The sequence below is a fragment of the Streptomyces sp. NPDC005141 genome, from assembly GCF_053599975.1.
Map to the genome: position 1 here is coordinate 1 of NZ_JBSFYW010000109.1, position 15,445 is coordinate 15,445.

Below are 15,445 nucleotides of genomic sequence, written 5' to 3' on the forward strand. Positions count from 1 at the left end.
GTCGGCGAAGGGCACTTGGTCGTGCGGCGGTGTTACTTGGCGGCGCGCCGCTTGTGGCCCGTCACCTTGGCGATCCACGGTGGCCCCCGGCGCGTACGCCGGGGGCCACCGGCCGGTCAGGTCAGCTCGGCCGGGAGCGGCGCCGTATGCGTCACGATCAGCCCGGACACCGCACGGGTGAGCGCCACGTACAGGCGGCGCAGGCCGGTGCGCTCGTCCGGTTCGCCGTCCACGACGGCCCGCGGCTCGTCCAGGACCACGTAGTCGTACTCCAGGCCCTTGGCGAGCGAGGCCGGCACCAGGGTCAGCCGGGTCTCGGCCGTCGTCTCCTCGCCCGGACCGAGGTACGTCCGCCCGGCCGCCGCCAGCGCCTCGGCGAGCACCGGGATCCGGGCGTCGGCGGCGATCAGCCCGACCGACCCCTCATGGCTCAGCAACTCCTCCACCGCGCCCACGACCTCGGCGTCCGCCGTACTCGCGCGCACCTCGAAGAAGCCCGGGTTCTCCCGCACCGACGCGACCGGCGTGAGACCGGGCGCGATGTGCGGCAGCAGCCGGGACGCGTAGGTGATGACGTCCGTGGGGACGCGGAAGCCCGCCGTCAGCTCCTCCACCACGGCGTCCCCCTTGCCCAGATGGCCAAGGGCCTCCTCCCAGCTGCGCGTCGCCCACGGGGTCGTCCCCTGTGCCAGGTCCCCGAGCACGGTCGCCGAACCCGTCGTGCAGCGCCGCCCCACCGCGCGGTACTGCATCGGCGACAGGTCCTGCGCCTCGTCGAGCACCACGTGCCCCAGCGAGTGCGTGCGCTGGACCAGATCGGTGGCCTCGTCGATCAGCACGGCGTCGGCGGCCGACCACTTGGCGGACTTCACGCTGCGCACCGGCTTCGCCCAGAGGATCTCCTTCTGCTCGGCCTCGTCGAGCAGCCCCTCCGCGTGCGCGGCGAGGAAGTCCGCGTCGGTCAGCAGCCTGAGGACGAGCTTCGCGGGGTCGACCTGCGGCCAGACGGCCTTCACGGCGGCCTTCACGGCGGCGTTGCGGGCGACCGCGTCCTGCACCCGGTCGTCGGGGGCCTCTCCCGAGCGCTCCATCTGGACCAGCACGGCATGCGCGATCCGCTGCGGAAGGGCCTGGTGCGCGGCGCCGTACCGGATGTCGCGGTCGAGCAACTCCCGCACGATCTGCTCGAGTTCGTACGCCGGTACGCGCCAGCGCCGGGATCCCCGGACCACCACCACCGGCTCGGTCGGCAGGGTCACGTGCGATCGGACGGCCCGGCGCAGCACCTGTGCCATCCGGGCGTCGCCCTTGAGCACGGCCGCGGCCGCTTCGTCGCCGCCCCGCACCTCGACATGCGCGACGAGATCGTCGACGGTCGCCTGCTTGACATCCAACTCGCCGAGGGCGGGCAGGACTTGTTCGATGTAGTGCAGGAAGGACTTGTTCGGCCCGATGACCAGGGTGCCGGTGCGGGCGAGCCGGTCGCGGTGCGCGTACAGCAGATACGCGACCCGGTGCAGGCCGACGGCGGTCTTTCCGGTGCCGGGGCCTCCCTGCACGCAGACCGAGCCGGACAGCCCGGACCGGACGATCTCGTCCTGCTCCGGCTGGATGGTCGCCACGATGTCGCGCATCGGGCCGACGCGCGGGCGCTCGATCTCCTGCTGGAGCAGCTTGCTGGTGGCCGCGGCCTCGGTCGGGTCGGAGAGGTGCTCGTCCTCGTAGGCCGTGAGGTCGCCGCCGGTGTAGCCGAAGCGCCGGCGCAGCCCGACATCCAGCGGGTCCTTCTTCGAGGCCCGGTAGAACGGCTGCGACACCGGCGCGCGCCAGTCGATGACCATCGGGTCGCCGCCGGCGTCGTGCACATGCCGCCGCCCGATGTAGAACCGCTCGCCCCCCGCGCCCTCGGCCCGGTCGGCGCCCGGCGCGTGCAGATAGTCGAGCCGTCCGAAGAACAGCGGGGTGTGGCTGAGGTCGGCGAGGGCCTTGATGCGCTCGCCGATCTGCCGGTGCAGCACCTCGGCGTTCACCCAGTTCGCGGTGACGTCGCGGATGTCGAGGTTCTCCGCGTCCTCGCGCATCGTGCGGAGCGCCGAACGGGAGTCGGCGAGGCGGGCACGCTCGCGGGAGAGGGGATCGGCGGACTCGGACGGGGCGCCGGACGGGGCGCCGGACAGGGTGGACACGGGGAATTGCCTCCGGGGGCCTGCTGCGGGAGTGATCCAGGCGGTGAATCTCTGCGGAACCGGTGCGGAATCCGTGCGGAATCCGTGAGCGGTTCCAGGTGCCGTCCGGTTTCCGGCCGGGCGGCGGCACTCCGTGAAGGGAGGCGGGCAAGACGGAAGATTCTAGGCGAGGGACGGATGCCGGTGCCAATGAGTTTTCCGGCGCCGGTTCCGCACCGCACAGGCACGGGCCGCCGTCTCAGGGGCGGGCCCCCGGGAACCCTAGGGGTGGTGTCCGCCGTGAGGTGGAGGGCGGGCGGGCCCGGAGGTGGACTCGGGGGATGCCGAGGTTCGGTCGGAAGACCGACGCCGTTCGGGGAAGGGGGTCGCACCATGGAGGTATGAGTGCAGCCACTTTCACCCCAGGCCCTGCCCATCCCGGCGCCGCCGCCCGCGGGGCGACGGCCGTCACCTCCGTCCACCACCGCCACCGCCTCGGCGACGCCCTGCGCGCCGTGAAGGTCTTCGCGACGGCCGCGTTCGGCGTCGTCGTGCTCGGCGAGTACGGCGAGGAAGCCGGCGTCCGCCGCCGCTGAACCGCCGTATCGCCCGGCCCTGCGGCGACGGCGTTCCGGCGTCGCCCTCGACGTCGGTCGGCCGTCACCGTCGGTCGGCGGTCGCTTCCGGTCAGCTGCCGCTGTCGCTCAGCAGTTCGTCCGCGTCCATGATCCGGTAGGCGTAGCCCTGTTCCGCCAGGAAGCGCTGGCGGTGGGCGGCGAAGTCCTGGTCGATGGTGTCGCGGGCGACCACCGAATAGAAGTGGGCCTGGTGGCCGTCGGCCTTCGGACGCAGGACGCGGCCCAGGCGCTGGGCCTCCTCCTGGCGCGAGCCGAAGGTGCCCGAGACCTGGATGGCCACCGTGGCCTCCGGCAGGTCGATGGAGAAGTTGGCGACCTTGGACACGACGAGCACGCTGATCTCGCCCTCCCGGAAGGCGCCGAACAGCTTCTCCCGCTGGGCATTGCTGGTCTCGCCCTTGATGACGGGCGCGTTCAGGTGCTCGCCCAGCTCGTCGAGCTGGTCGATGTACTGGCCGATCACGAGGATCTGCTGACCCGCGAACTTCCGGACCAGCGCCTCGGTCACCTTCCGCTTGGTCGCGGTCGTGGCGCAGAAGCGGTACTTCTCCTCGGTCTCGGCGGTGGCGTACGCGAGCCGCTCGGAGTCGGTGAGGTTCACCCGCACCTCGACACAGTCGGCGGGCGCGATGTAACCCTGCGCCTCGATCTCCTTCCACGGCGCGTCGAACCGCTTGGGCCCGATGAGGGAGAAGACGTCCGACTCGCGCCCGTCCTCCCGCACGAGCGTGGCGGTCAGCCCCAGTCGGCGCCGGGCCTGGAGGTCGGCGGTGAACTTGAAGACGGGAGCGGGCAGCAGATGGACCTCGTCGTAGAGGATGAGGCCCCAGTCGCGGGAGTCGAAGAGCTCGAGATGCGGGTAGACGCCCTTCCGCCTGGTCGTCAGCACCTGGTAGGTGGCGATGGTGACCGGGCGGATCTCCTTGCGCGTCCCGCTGTACTCACCGATCTCGTCCTCGGTCAGCGAGGTCCGCTTCACCAGCTCGTGCTTCCACTGCCGGGCGGAGACGGTGTTGGTGACGAGGATGAGGGTGGTCGCCTTGGCCTGCGCCATGGCACCGGCCCCGACGAGTGTCTTGCCCGCGCCGCAGGGGAGCACGACCACACCGGACCCGCCGTGCCAGAAGTTCTCCACGGCCTGCTTCTGGTAGGGCCGCAGCGCCCAGCCGTCCTCCACGAGGTCGATGGCGTGCGCTTCGCCGTCGACGTACCCGGCGAGGTCCTCGGCCGGCCAGCCGAGCTTCAGCAGGGTCTGCTTGATCTGCCCGCGCTCGGAGGGGTGCACGGCCACGGTGTCGGCGTCGATCCGGTTGCCGACGAGCGGCGCGACGCGCTTGGAGCGCAGCACCTCTTCGAGGACGGGCCGGTCGGTGGTCGTGAGCACGAGTCCGTGGGCCGGGTGCTTGCTCAGAGTGAGGCGTCCGTAGCGGTCCATCGTCTCGGCGATGTCCACGAGCAGCGCGTGCGGGACCGGATAGCGGCTGAACTCCACGAGCGCGTCCACGACCTGTTCGGCGTCGTGCCCGGCGGCTCGCGCGTTCCACAGGCCGAGCGGCGTGATCCGGTAGGTGTGGATGTGCTCGGGCGCCCGCTCCAGCTCGGCGAAGGGGGCGATGACGCGACGGCAGGCGTCGGCCAGCTCGTGATCGACTTCGAGCAGGAGCGTCTTGTCGGACTGGACGATGAGGGGTCCGTTCACACCCGTCCCTTTCTGCGTGGCGGCATCCGGCGCGGATACTCGGCCAAACGTCCAGTGTGCCCTACCGGCGGGTGATCACGGCTGGTCGTCCGCCAGCTCCGCGACCCCCGTGACCCGGTGCAGCGGATAGGTCCGGACCTCGTCCGCCGTGTGGTCGTACGCCGTGACGAAGCCGCCCTCGACCCGGACGGGGGCGATGACGCGCTGGCTGGCGGCGCCCTCGGCGTTGACGTAGCCGATCCACACCGCCTCACCGGTCAGGACGGCGGCCTGCATGGTGGCCAGCGTCTCGGCGGAGCTGGTGCGGGGCAGCTCGCCGTTGCCGGGGCGGTCGCCCGCCGGGTCCGCCTTGCGCGGGGTGGTGGAGGCGAGGTCCCCGGCCCGGATGGCGCGGATCGCGGCGCCGAGAAGGGTGGTGTCGGGGACCGGCGGACCGTCCGGGACGGGCTCCGGGGCGGTGCGCGGCGGGGTGCGGTGGGCGTGCGCCCGGGTGATCAGGACGTCGCCCTCCGCGGATTCGGCGGCGGGTGCGAAGCCCATCGACCTCAGGCCCGCGAGAAGGGCCGCCGGGTCGGCCTGCGCGGCCAGCACCGTGGGCGCGAGCCGCCGGAGCCCGAGCCCCTGCGAGCGCTTGTCGGCGAGGATCTCGTTGAGCACCGCGTCGTCGTCGCAGCGGACGTACGCCGACGCCGCCCCGATCCGCAGATGGCCGTGCCGGCGCGCCACGTCGTCGATCAGATAGGTGAGCGGCTGCGGGATCGGCGTACGGGAGTGGGCGCTGAGGAAGGCGTGCAGGTCGGACGCCGAACGGCCCGCGTCGAGCGCCCGGCGCACCGAGCCGGGGGTGAAGCGGTAGACCGTCGCCCCGCCCTTGGACTCGACGTCCGCGAGCACACCGAGGGTGTCGGCCAGGGGACGCTCCAGGGGGCCGGGCGCGACCGCCGTCAGGTCCGCCTGGAGCAGGACGTGGTCGAGCGGTTCGGGCAGCAGCGGGGCGAGGAGCCGGGCGGCCCGGACCGCGGCGGCGGCCCGCTCGGCGGGGGAGTGCGGCGCGGGGGCGGGCACGGGGTGGTGCCGCTTGTGGGCGGGGAGCTTGTCGCCGGGACCCGACGGCTCCGCCGCTTTGGCGCCCGCCGTCCCCGGCAGACCCATCAGTGCCCGTCCCTGCGCGGACAGCGCGCCCCGGCCGGTGACCCCGAGCAGCTCCGCCTCGGACAGCGTCCACCGGGCCAGCCGGGCGCGCAGGTCCTCCGGAGAGGGCCGGGCACCGCGCTGCGGGCGTTCCCAGTACAGCCGGGCGAGGACGGAGTCCGCGGCGGGAGTGGCGCCCTCGGGGAGCGCGGCGAGGAGGGTGAGGACGCGGTGGCGGACCTCGGGCGCCGCGGAACGGTCGAGACCGGGGCCGAGCGCCGAGAGCGTACGGTCCTTCGCGTCCCGTCCGCCGACCAGCCCCGCCGTGCGCGTCGCCGCGAGCCACGCCGAGGCGAGCCGTGTCCAGCGCTCGGCGGCGGGCAGCTCCAGCCATTCGTCGTAGGCCGGCGTCGCCGCGTACCGCTCCTCCGCCCCGCCGTCCGACGCCACCAGGCCCGCCGCGTGGGCGAGTTCCACCCAGAACGCGGCGACGGGCTCGGAGACGTCGAGCGCCACCGCCGTCCGCTTCAGGTCGCGCACGCTGAGCCCGCCCGCGCGCAGCACCGCCGGACCGCCCTCGTGCCAGTCCTTCATCAGTTCCTCGACGGTCGCCAGCGTCGTGTACGCCTGGCCCGCCGCGGCGGCGTCCACAACCTGTGGACGGTGCGTCGTCGCGGCCTCGACCGCGGGCGCCACCGGCTCCGTCACCCGGTGCGCACGGCCCGCGCGCATATGCAGGGCGACCTCCCGGGGCAGGACGACCGTGCCGGGCCCCGTCGGCAGCAGCAGCCCCCGTCCGATCAGCCAGCGCAGATGCGCCGCCGGTTCGGCCGTCACCTGCCCGTACGGCGGCCCCCAGACCAGCCGTGAAAGCACCTCCACCGCCGCGGCGGGCGCTTCGTCCAGCAGTGCCGACATCCGGCGCCGGTCGGTGAAAAGGGCACTCAGCGACACCACCGCCGACACGGAGTCATGGGTGCTCGGCAGCCCCGCCGCGGCCACGATCTCCTGGATGCGCCCCGGCGACATGCCCGCCGTGGACTCACCGACCGTCGGCCCGAGCCCCGTCGGGGAAGGGTGCTGCGGCGACGGCGCCAGCAGCTCGCGTGCCGTTCGTACGAGCCGCAGGCGGTCGTCGCCGCCCCAGACGAGGGCCTGCTCGCGGAGCGTCCCGAGAGCGTGCGGGTAGGCCGCCGTGACCGCGGGGTCGGCGTCGTCGCCCGCGAGAAGCCCGAGCAGTTCGTCGTACGTCGCCGGTTCCGGCGCCACCGCCAGCGCCTCCGCCGTCTGGAGCGTGAAACGGTCCAGGCGCTCCAGGGCACGGACGACCGACGCCCGGGTGCCCGCCCGGGTGGCCAGCTGGGTGAGATCAGTGGGGACGGGGGTGATCAGGTCCGGACGGGACCGCAGGAGGGCGGACAGCGAGGCGTCGTCCCGCGTGCGGAGGGCTTCCGCCAGGGACCGCGGGGAGGTCGTCTCGGGGCTCATCCTGTCAACGGTAGCGGGTGGCGGGCTCCCGGGGCCCGGCCCCAGGCCGGTGGATCGTCCACCAGCCGCGCGGGCGCGGTGGAGGGAGGAGCGTCGTACGGCTGCCCGAGCCCCCGGCGGGGCGCTCCCGCGCACGGAAAAACCGGTACCTTCGTCACCACGGGGTATCCAACGCACCTGCCCCGGAGGGGACTTCGTGGGGATCGAGAGCGACCAGCTGGTCTTCGACTATCTGAGCCGGGTCGGCGACCTGGCCCAGCAGCGGCAGTTGCCGTCGGCGACCCGGATGCGCCTGGTCTCGGAACTGCGCGGCGAGATCGACCGCCGCAGGGCGAACGGCACCCCCGACAGCCCCGCCGCCGTCCGCCGCATCCTCGACCGCCTCGGCACCCCCGACGAGATCGTCGCGGCGGCCGGACAGGGCACCGAGGGCCCCGGACCCGGTACACGGAGCCGGACCGCCGTGCCCGCCCGGCGTGCCGCCGCCGAACCGGAGGAGCGCCCCAAGAGGCTGCGCCGCGTCGTCCCCCGCCCGCGCTCCGCGGAAGCGCGTCCCGCCGAGAGCGCCGGGGCCGACGCCCCGTCCCCGCCCCACCTGGCGAGCGCGCACGAACTGGGCGGCAGCGCGGACCGGCCGGACTGGTGGCGCGTGGAGAACAGCCCCTTCGGACTCGGCGACAGCGTGCCGGGGTTCGTCGGCGGCGTGGAGATCCCCGACCTGCTCAAGCCGCCCCCGGGCGAGAGGGACCGCGGAGCCGAACAAGGCGAAGCGGAGCCGGGACCGGCCAAGGAGAAGGCGGCGGCACCGGGCCCCGAGGACGAACCGGACGCCGAGGACACCGTCGCGCGCCGTCGCTTCCCGCGCCTCAGCGGCTACACCAACCCCCTGCTCCTGCTCGCCGCCGCCCTCCTCGTCGTGGGCGCCCTTCTCGGCAACTGGTTCGCGCTCGGCCTCGGCTGGCTGATCGCCTACGGTTCGCGCCGGCTCACCCCCGCCGAATCGAAGTGGGCCGTCCTCGTCCTGCCGGGACTGTCCGCCACGGCGGGCATCGTCTGGATCTGGGGCCGCTCGACCGGCCGCTGGGGCACCCCCATCGCCGAGGGCCGCATGAACGACGCGATGACCGAGACCTGGCCCTGGATCGTCCGCGGCGCCGCCGTCGCCTCGGCCCTGTACCTGGTCTGGCGCTCCCAGCGCCGCACCTGACCGCCGAAGGGGCCCGGACCGGCTCCCCGGCGAGCTGGGCACAATGGTCCATATGACTTCCCCCGCGCTGACCGTCGGCTTCGACCTCGACATGACCCTGATCGACTCCCGCCCCGGGATCCACGCCTGCTACGAGGCGATCTCGGCGCGGACCGGGACGTACATCGACTCGGATCTCGTGGTCACGCGGCTCGGCCCGCCGCTGGAGGACGAACTCGCCAACTGGTTCCCGGCCCGGGAGGTCGCGGCGATGGCCGACCTCTACCGCGAGATGTACCCCGCACACGCGATCACCGGCACGCTCGCGATGCCCGGCGCGCGTGAGGCCGTGGAGGCGGTGCGGGCGGCGGGCGGGCGCACGGTCGTCGTCACCGCCAAGTGGGAGCCCAACGCCAGGCTGCACCTGGAACACCTGGGCATAGGCGCGGACGCACTCGTCGGCAACCTGTGGGCCGAACAGAAGGCGGTGGCGCTGCGCGAGCACGGCGCGAGCGTGTACGTCGGCGACCACACCGGCGACGTACGCGGCGCGCACACGGCGCGGGCGTACTCCGTGGCCGTGGCGACCGGGCCGTGCGACGCCGAGGAACTGCGCGCGGCGGGCGCGGACGTCGTCCTCGGCGATCTCACGGAGTTCCCGGCCTGGCTGGAGAACCACCGCTAGACGTGGAGCGGAGCCACCACCGGGCCGCCGGCACGGCCGCCGTCAGGAACGGGCGGCCCGGGCCCGGCGGCGGCCCTCCGCGGCCGACCGGAACACGCCGGCGGCGGCCAGCAGGAATCCGACGCCCATAAGCATGCTCAAGCCGAACATGTAGGTCGGAAATGGATTCGTGCCGAGCAACAGTGGTGCCACGGTGACCAGTGTGGCCAACGCGCCGATGAAGAAGACGATGGCACCGGCACGGATCAGCCGGTCACCGGCTTCGAGGGAATTCGCTTGGGTTTTGTCACGCACTCGACCAGGGTAGTTCCCTGCGCGAAGGAACAATCCAGCGACGTCTTGTCACCAGCCGACGGACCATTAGCCTTGGTACCGGCGGGTCGGCTGACCCGCTGTAGTGCTCTCCAGAGGCGTTTACGGGCAGTTGCCCCTGCAACCACCCGCGTGGTTTCCCGAGCAGTTTCCGACGAGTACGAGGACGAGGACAGACGTGCCCACCGGCAAAGTCAAGTGGTTCAACACTGAGAAGGGCTTCGGCTTTCTCTCCCGCGACGACGGCGGCGACGTCTTCGTCCATTCCTCGGTCCTGCCCGCCGGAGTCGACGCCCTCAAGCCCGGCCAGCGCGTCGAGTTCGGCGTCGTCGCCGGTCAGCGCGGTGACCAGGCGCTCTCGGTGACCATCCTGGACCCGACCCCCTCGGTCGCGGCGGCCCAGCGCCGCAAGCCGGACGAACTGGCCTCCATCGTCCAGGACCTGACGACCCTCCTCGAAAACATCACGCCGATGCTGGAGAAGGGCCGCTACCCCGACAAGGCCTCCGGCAAGAAGATCGGGGGCCTGCTGCGCGCGGTCGCCGACCAGCTCGACGTATGACCGGCGTTCAGCGGCCTTCGGCCGGGTTCTGAGGAGAATCCGGAAGGGGCCGGGGGAGAATCAGGGGAAGGCCAGCGCGTTCGGCCCAAGGGGCGGCACCAGCCCCTCGGCCGCCGCGCGCGTGAGCAGTCCGCGGATCGCCGCGTACCCGTCCTCGCCCAGATCGGCCGTGAACTCGTTGACGTACAGGCCGATGTGCTGGTCCGCGACCTTCGGGTCCATCTCCTGGGCGTGTTCCAGGACGTAGGCGCGGGAGGCCTCGGGGTCGTCCCAGGCGGCGCGGACCGAGGCGCGGGTGGCGTCGGCGAGCGCCCGGAGCCGCTCCGCTCCCAGCGACCGCCTGGCGATGATCGCGCCCAGCGGGATCGGCAGCCCGGTGGTCCGCTCCCAGTGCTCACCCAGGTCGGCGAGTTTGTGCAGCCCGTAGTTCTGGTACGTGAAACGCGCCTCGTGGATGACGAGCCCCGCGTCGACCTTCCCGTCCCGGACGGCCGGCATGATCTCGTGGAACGGCATGACCACGATCTCGCCGACCCCGCCGGGCACCGTGTCCGCCGCCCACAGCCGGAACAGCAGATACGCCGTCGACCGCTCGCTCGGCACGGCTACGGTACGGCCCTTCAATCCGCCGGGCTCCCGGCCCCGCCCGAGCGGGGTGGCGCCCCCGGTACCCGCCTCCCTGGTCAGCACCAGCGGCCCGCAGCCCCGCCCCAGCGCGCCGCCGCACGGCAGCAGCGCGTAGTCGTCGAGGACGTACGGCAGCACGGCGTACGACACCTTCAGCACGTCGAACTCGCCGCGCTCGGCCATGCCGTTGGTGATGTCGATGTCCGCGAACGTCACGTCGAGCGCGGGCGCTCCCGGGATCCGGCCGTGCGCCCAGGCGTCGAAGACGAAGGTGTCGTTCGGGCAGGGCGAGTAGGCGATCCGCAGGTCTTCGGCGGGTTCAGTGCGTACGGTCATGTCGGTTCCAACTCTCCAGGAGGGGCGTCAGCTTCCCGAAAGCCTCGGTGAGTGCGGCGAGAGCGTCGCCGATGCGCCACGCGGCGCGGTCACGCGGGCCGACGGGATTGGACACCGCGCGGATCTCCAGCACCGGCACCCCGTGCGCGCCGGCCGCCTCGGCGACCCCGAACCCCTCCATCGCCTCGGCGAGGGCCCGTGGATGCCGGGCCCGCAGTTCGGCGGCGCGAGCGGCACTGCCGGTCACGGTCGACACGGTGAGCACCGTTCCGACACGTCCACCCGTGACGGCCGCGGCCTCTCGTACGAGTGATTCCGGAGGCCGGTGGCTGACGGTTCCGAAGCCGAGCTCGGTGACCGGGAGGAACCCCTCCGGCGCCTCCGCGCCCAGGTCGGCCGCGACGATGTCGTCGGCGATCACGAGCGATCCCACGGGCGCGCCGGGCTGGAAACCGCCGGCGACACCCGCGCAGACGACGAGGCCGTAGGGCGCGCCCTCGAGGGCCGCGGCGGTCAGCGCGGAGGCGACGGAGGCGGCGGCGAGGGCGGGGCCGACACCCGCGGCGAGCAGATCGCGCCCACCGACCCGGTGGAGCGTCGCCCCCGGAAGCCGTATCTCACGCCCCGTGCCGGACGACACCCCGGCCACCGCGTCCCTCTCGGCGGGGACGGCGGTGGCCACGAGCACCCTCGGCCCGGCGGCAGAGATCAGGCGTCCTTCTTGAGCTTGAAGGTCCACAGACCGGTCACGGTCTTCTCGCCCTCCTTGACGGAGACGAGCGTCGAGTTGCCGGTGGCCCCGTACTGCTCGTTGAAGAAGACGCTGCCGGGAATGGTCCGGTACGTCTTCGTGCTGGCGTCGGTCAGCGGCTGACCGTTCATCAGGATCGTCCAGCCCTTGTCCGCGATCTCCGGGTCCACACCGAACCGGACGGTCTCGTCGGGGTCGACCTTGATGGACTTGATGTCCTTGTCCTTCAGGCACTTCGCCAGGTCCGCGGTCTTCACCGTGTCCCCGTCGTTGTAGCAGTCGGTCTCGGAGCTCACCGAGTTGTCGCCGACCGTGATGGTGGCGATCGGCGACGGCTTGTCACAGGCGGACAGGACGAGGAGTCCGGCGGAAACGGCGCCGACGGTGGCGACGGCGCGGCGGCGGCGCGCAGCGCGTTGTCCATTAGCGGCTCTGCCGCGGGGCAGGGAGGTCATGGCCGAAGGCTATCGGGCAGGCCCACCCGAGCCCCCACGTGGGGTGCGGCGTGCCGTGCGTGGCCCCCGCGCGGCTCAGGAGACCCGCTGCCTGGCCGATCCGCCGCGCCGCGCCACGGCGAGCAGTCCCCGTACGGTCGTCAGCCATCCCACGGCGACGATCCCGGCGGCCACGGAGAGGCCGAGCGAGCCGTTGAGCGGCATCGCGATACCGATGGCTCCGCCGAGGACCCAGGCCATCTGGAGCAGTGTCTCGGAACGGGCGAAGGCCGAACTCCGGACGAGTTCGGGGACGTCGCGCTGGATCAGCGCGTCCAGGGACAGCTTGGCGAGCGCCTGCGCGAACCCGGCGACCGCGGCGAGGCACGCCACCAGCAGGGTGCCGAAGAAGATCGCCGCCGTGATCGCGACGGCGAGCACGAACGCCACCACCGTCACGATGATGATCTCCGGGGCGCGCTGTTTCAGCCAAGCTCCGACGGCCGTGCCGAGCGCGTTGCCCACGCCCGCGCAGACGACCACCAGGCCGAGCGAGACCGCCGCGCTCTTGCCGCTGAGCGGCTGCTGGCGCAGCAGGAAGGCGAGGAAGAAGATCAGGAAGCCGGACAGGCAGCGCAGCGAGGCGTTGGCGCCGAGCGCGTGGGTGACGGCCGTCCCCACGGTCCGCAGTCCGGGGCGCGGGGGTTTCTTCAGGCGCGGGGGGCGGTGCAGATGCTCCGCGTCGGCGGCGAGCAGCGCCTTGTCCTCGCCCTTGGCGGAGTCCACCTTGGGCGGCAGCGAGAACGACAGGAACGTGCCCGCGATGAAGATCACGAAGGCGCCGTAGAGCGGATAGCGCGCTCCCAGCGACTGGAGCAGGGCGGCGATCGGCCCGGCCACACCGGTGGCGAGGAGCCCACCCAGAGTGACCCGGGAGTTCGCTTTGACCAGGGAGAACGTGGGTGGCAGAAGCCGGGGCACGACGGCACTGCGCACCACGCCGTACGCCTTCGAGGCGACGAGCACGCCGAGCGCGGCGGGGTACAGCTCGAAGGTGCCGGTGACGACCGCGCCCGACAGCATCAGCGCGAGCATCGCCCGGGCGAGCATCGAGCCCGCCATCGCGGCCCGCCGTCCGTGCGGCAGACGGTCCAGCAGCGGGCCGATCACGGGGGCGAGGAGGGCGAAGGGCGCCATCGTGATGCCCAGGTAGAGGGCGACCCGGCCGCGGGCCTCGTCGGTCGGCACGGAGAAGAAGACGGTGGATGCGAGCGCCACCGTGATCATGACATCGCCCGCGCCGTTCACAGCGTGCAGTTCGATCAGTTTCCCGAGGCCCGACTCGCCCGCCCCGTGCGCGTGCGTCGCCTTGCGGATGCCGCGCGCCGTCCGTGTCACCGGGAAGTGCAGGGCACGCCCAACCGCACGGACGGACCCGGTCACCCGGCCCGATCCGCCACTCCCGTTGCTCCCTTTGGCGCCACCGATACCGGTTGCTCCCTGGGGCGACCTCGCGGATGCCACTCCGTCATAGTGCCCCGACTTCGGGGTGCGTAGTGCGGTTAGCGCGCGGATGAGGGCCGAGTGGGGGGCGGGCGGGGGCGATCAGGGGCGCCGACGGGTGCTGTTCGGCAGGGCGTGACGCCGGGCCGTCCCGGTCCTGGGCAGATCACTTTTTGGCGGGGCGAGACGGGTGGGGTGCGCGGGAAACTTTCGGTGCTGAGCGCCGGGGATGGCGCCGCGGAGCGGCGGGCCCGGGTGCCGCGGAGCGGCAAAGATCCCGGCGCGGAGCGCCGAAGACGCCCGCCGGTGTGGGCCCAGGGGCCAGGAGAAGGTAGCGTGCGTAACGCGCATGCGGCGATTGTTCTCGGCCGCGCGCCTCTCGGCCATCCCGCAGAATGGATGGCGTAGGTGCGCCCGAGTGCGATCGGGCGCGGACGTCGACGCGGCCCACCGGTCCGCTCCGTCCGCACCCCCGCCGGAGGAATGGCGCACCCGTGAGACGGCGTAGGAGAGAAGCGATACCTGTGAGCGCAGCGACAACGCGAAGCCGCACCCCTGACCGCCTGTGCGCCGAGGCCGTCGACCTCGCCCGGGCGGCCGCCGAGGAAGCCGCCCACCCAGGCGTCGTCGGAGAGCACCTCGGGCTGGTCTCCGAGGGAGACCGCGTTGTCACGCACTTCTTCGAGTGCAAGGAACCGGGATACCGCGGCTGGCGCTGGGCGTCGACCGTGGCCCGCGCCTCCCGGGCGAAGATCGTCACCCTCGACGAGACGGTGCTGCTGCCCGGCACCGACGCGCTGCTGGCCCCGGAGTGGGTGCCGTGGAGCGAGCGGCTCCGCCCCGGTGACATGGGCCCCGGGGACCTGCTGCCCACGGACGCCGAGGATCTCCGGCTGGAGCCGGGCTACTCCGGCGAGGACGAGCCCGCGCCGAACTCCGCGGTCTCGGAGGACATGTTCGAGCTGGTGGAGGCGGAGGACGCGGAGGTGACCGCGGGGACACCCGCGAACCTGCCGATGGCTCCGCGCCGGGGCTCGATCGCGGCCGTGGCCGAGGAACTGGGGCTGCGGCGGGCCCGGGTGCTCTCCCGGTACGGGCTGCATGTCGCGGCCGACCGCTGGGAGGAGTCGTACGGGCCCAAGACGGCGATGGCGCAGGCCGCGCCCGCGGCGTGCGTCAGCTGCGGCTTCCTGAACCGCATGGGGGGCTCGCTCGGACAGGCGTTCGGTGTCTGTGCGAATGAGTTCTCGCCGGCCGACGGGCGTGTGGTGTCTCTCGCGTACGGATGCGGTGGGCACTCCGAGGCCGCGGTCATGCCGAAGCCTCCGCGGCCGGCGCCTCCGGTGATCGACGAGACCCAGGTGGACCCGTTCCCGCTGCGTCCGTCCCCCGACTCGGGCTCGGTACCCGCGACGTCCGACGAGTCCACCGCGGAACTGGGCCACTCCTAGCGCCTCGCTCCCCCCGGAACCGGAAAACCGGCTTCCACCGTCCCCCCGGCGACGTAACAAGCGTTTCCCCTGCCCCGGCGGCGCCGGAGGCAACCGGCCTTCCCCTGCCCCGACGGCGGGGACAACCGGCCTTCCCCTGTCCCCGGCGGCGGGGGCGACCGGCGCTCCCACCGTCTCCGGAGCTCCCGTCACCGGCGCTCCCACCGTCTCCGGAGCTCCCGTCACCGGCGCTCCCACCGTCTCCGGAGCTCCCGTCTCCGTCGCTCCCACCGTCTCCGGCGCGGGTGCCCCCCAACCTTCTTTCGCCCCCTCCGCCCCTACCCTTCCCGTCCCTGGGGCTCCGCCCCAGACCCCGCTCCTCAAACGCCGGAGGGGCTGGATCTCACCACAGCGCACCCGCAGGGGGCAGCGCACGGGAGGGGCCGTGCCGGTACATCCCAATGTCCGTCGCTTACGTCCGGATCGAGCAGCGGTTCC

13 protein-coding genes are annotated in these 15,445 nt (G+C 73.0%); 5 read left to right on the top strand and 8 right to left on the bottom strand.

The annotated features are described in order from the left end of the window. Positions 1-116: 116 nt before the first annotated feature. On the bottom strand, positions 117-2,081 hold the full coding sequence (locus ACWD68_RS40365; RefSeq protein ID WP_451811465.1) for a HelD family protein: 1,965 nt from the start codon (positions 2,079-2,081) through the stop codon (positions 117-119). 485 nt (positions 2,082-2,566) lie between these two features. On the opposite strand from ACWD68_RS40365, the gene ACWD68_RS40370 reads away from it, so the two are divergent. Then, positions 2,567-2,761 carry a hypothetical protein gene (locus tag ACWD68_RS40370; RefSeq protein ID WP_451811453.1) on the top strand — a complete coding sequence of 65 codons (195 nt, stop codon included), beginning with the start codon at positions 2,567-2,569 and terminating at the stop codon, positions 2,759-2,761. Positions 2,762-2,852: 91 nt separating this feature from the next. Here the strand turns inward: ACWD68_RS40370 and ACWD68_RS40375 are convergent, their stop codons facing one another. Then, positions 2,853-4,502: a DNA repair helicase XPB gene (locus ACWD68_RS40375; protein ID WP_451811454.1), complete on the bottom strand. Its 1,650-nt coding sequence runs from the start codon at positions 4,500-4,502 to the stop codon at positions 2,853-2,855. A gap of 75 nt (positions 4,503-4,577) precedes the next feature. Then, the gene (locus ACWD68_RS40380; protein ID WP_451811455.1) at positions 4,578-7,121 is read right to left on the bottom strand and encodes a helicase-associated domain-containing protein; all 2,544 of its coding nucleotides are present in this window, start codon (positions 7,119-7,121) and stop codon (positions 4,578-4,580) included. A gap of 196 nt (positions 7,122-7,317) precedes the next feature. Here ACWD68_RS40380 and ACWD68_RS40385 point away from each other — a divergent pair, with 196 nt between their 5' ends. Together ACWD68_RS40385 and ACWD68_RS40390 are read left to right on the top strand one after the other, a co-directional pair. Continuing rightward, positions 7,318-8,328 (top strand): HAAS signaling domain-containing protein, encoded by a 1,011-nt coding sequence (locus ACWD68_RS40385; protein WP_451811456.1) that lies wholly within the window; start codon positions 7,318-7,320, stop codon positions 8,326-8,328. A 43-nt stretch (positions 8,329-8,371) separates the two neighbouring features. Then, on the top strand, positions 8,372-8,992 hold the full coding sequence (locus tag ACWD68_RS40390) for an HAD family hydrolase (protein ID WP_451811457.1): 621 nt from the start codon (positions 8,372-8,374) through the stop codon (positions 8,990-8,992). Positions 8,993-9,034: 42 nt separating this feature from the next. Here ACWD68_RS40390 and ACWD68_RS40395 read toward each other — a convergent pair whose 3' ends face one another. Continuing rightward, a complete protein-coding gene (locus ACWD68_RS40395; RefSeq protein ID WP_451811458.1) occupies positions 9,035-9,286 on the bottom strand; it encodes a hypothetical protein in 252 nt (83 codons plus the stop codon). A gap of 196 nt (positions 9,287-9,482) precedes the next feature. On the opposite strand from ACWD68_RS40395, the gene ACWD68_RS40400 reads away from it, so the two are divergent. Next, entirely contained in the window at positions 9,483-9,866 is a 384-nt protein-coding gene (locus tag ACWD68_RS40400; RefSeq protein ID WP_451811459.1) for a cold-shock protein, read from the top strand. A 60-nt stretch (positions 9,867-9,926) separates the two neighbouring features. Here ACWD68_RS40400 and ACWD68_RS40405 read toward each other — a convergent pair whose 3' ends face one another. The 4 genes from ACWD68_RS40405 to ACWD68_RS40420 form a co-directional block, all read right to left on the bottom strand. Next, positions 9,927-10,829: a 1,4-dihydroxy-6-naphthoate synthase gene (locus ACWD68_RS40405; RefSeq protein WP_451811460.1), complete on the bottom strand. Its 903-nt coding sequence runs from the start codon at positions 10,827-10,829 to the stop codon at positions 9,927-9,929. After that, the gene (locus ACWD68_RS40410) at positions 10,813-11,511 is read right to left on the bottom strand and encodes a futalosine hydrolase (protein WP_451811461.1); all 699 of its coding nucleotides are present in this window, start codon (positions 11,509-11,511) and stop codon (positions 10,813-10,815) included. Before ACWD68_RS40410 ends, ACWD68_RS40405 begins: the two co-directional genes overlap by 17 nt. Positions 11,512-11,537: 26 nt before the next feature. Further along, positions 11,538-12,035, bottom strand: coding sequence for a DUF2771 domain-containing protein (locus ACWD68_RS40415; RefSeq protein ID WP_451811462.1), 498 nt, complete (start codon positions 12,033-12,035; stop codon positions 11,538-11,540). 75 nt (positions 12,036-12,110) lie between these two features. After that, positions 12,111-13,538: an MFS transporter gene (locus ACWD68_RS40420; protein ID WP_451811463.1), complete on the bottom strand. Its 1,428-nt coding sequence runs from the start codon at positions 13,536-13,538 to the stop codon at positions 12,111-12,113. Positions 13,539-14,041: 503 nt separating this feature from the next. On the opposite strand from ACWD68_RS40420, the gene ACWD68_RS40425 reads away from it, so the two are divergent. Further along, the gene (locus ACWD68_RS40425) at positions 14,042-14,968 is read left to right on the top strand and encodes a DUF3027 domain-containing protein (protein WP_451811464.1); all 927 of its coding nucleotides are present in this window, start codon (positions 14,042-14,044) and stop codon (positions 14,966-14,968) included. The last annotated feature ends 477 nt before the right edge of the window (positions 14,969-15,445 follow it).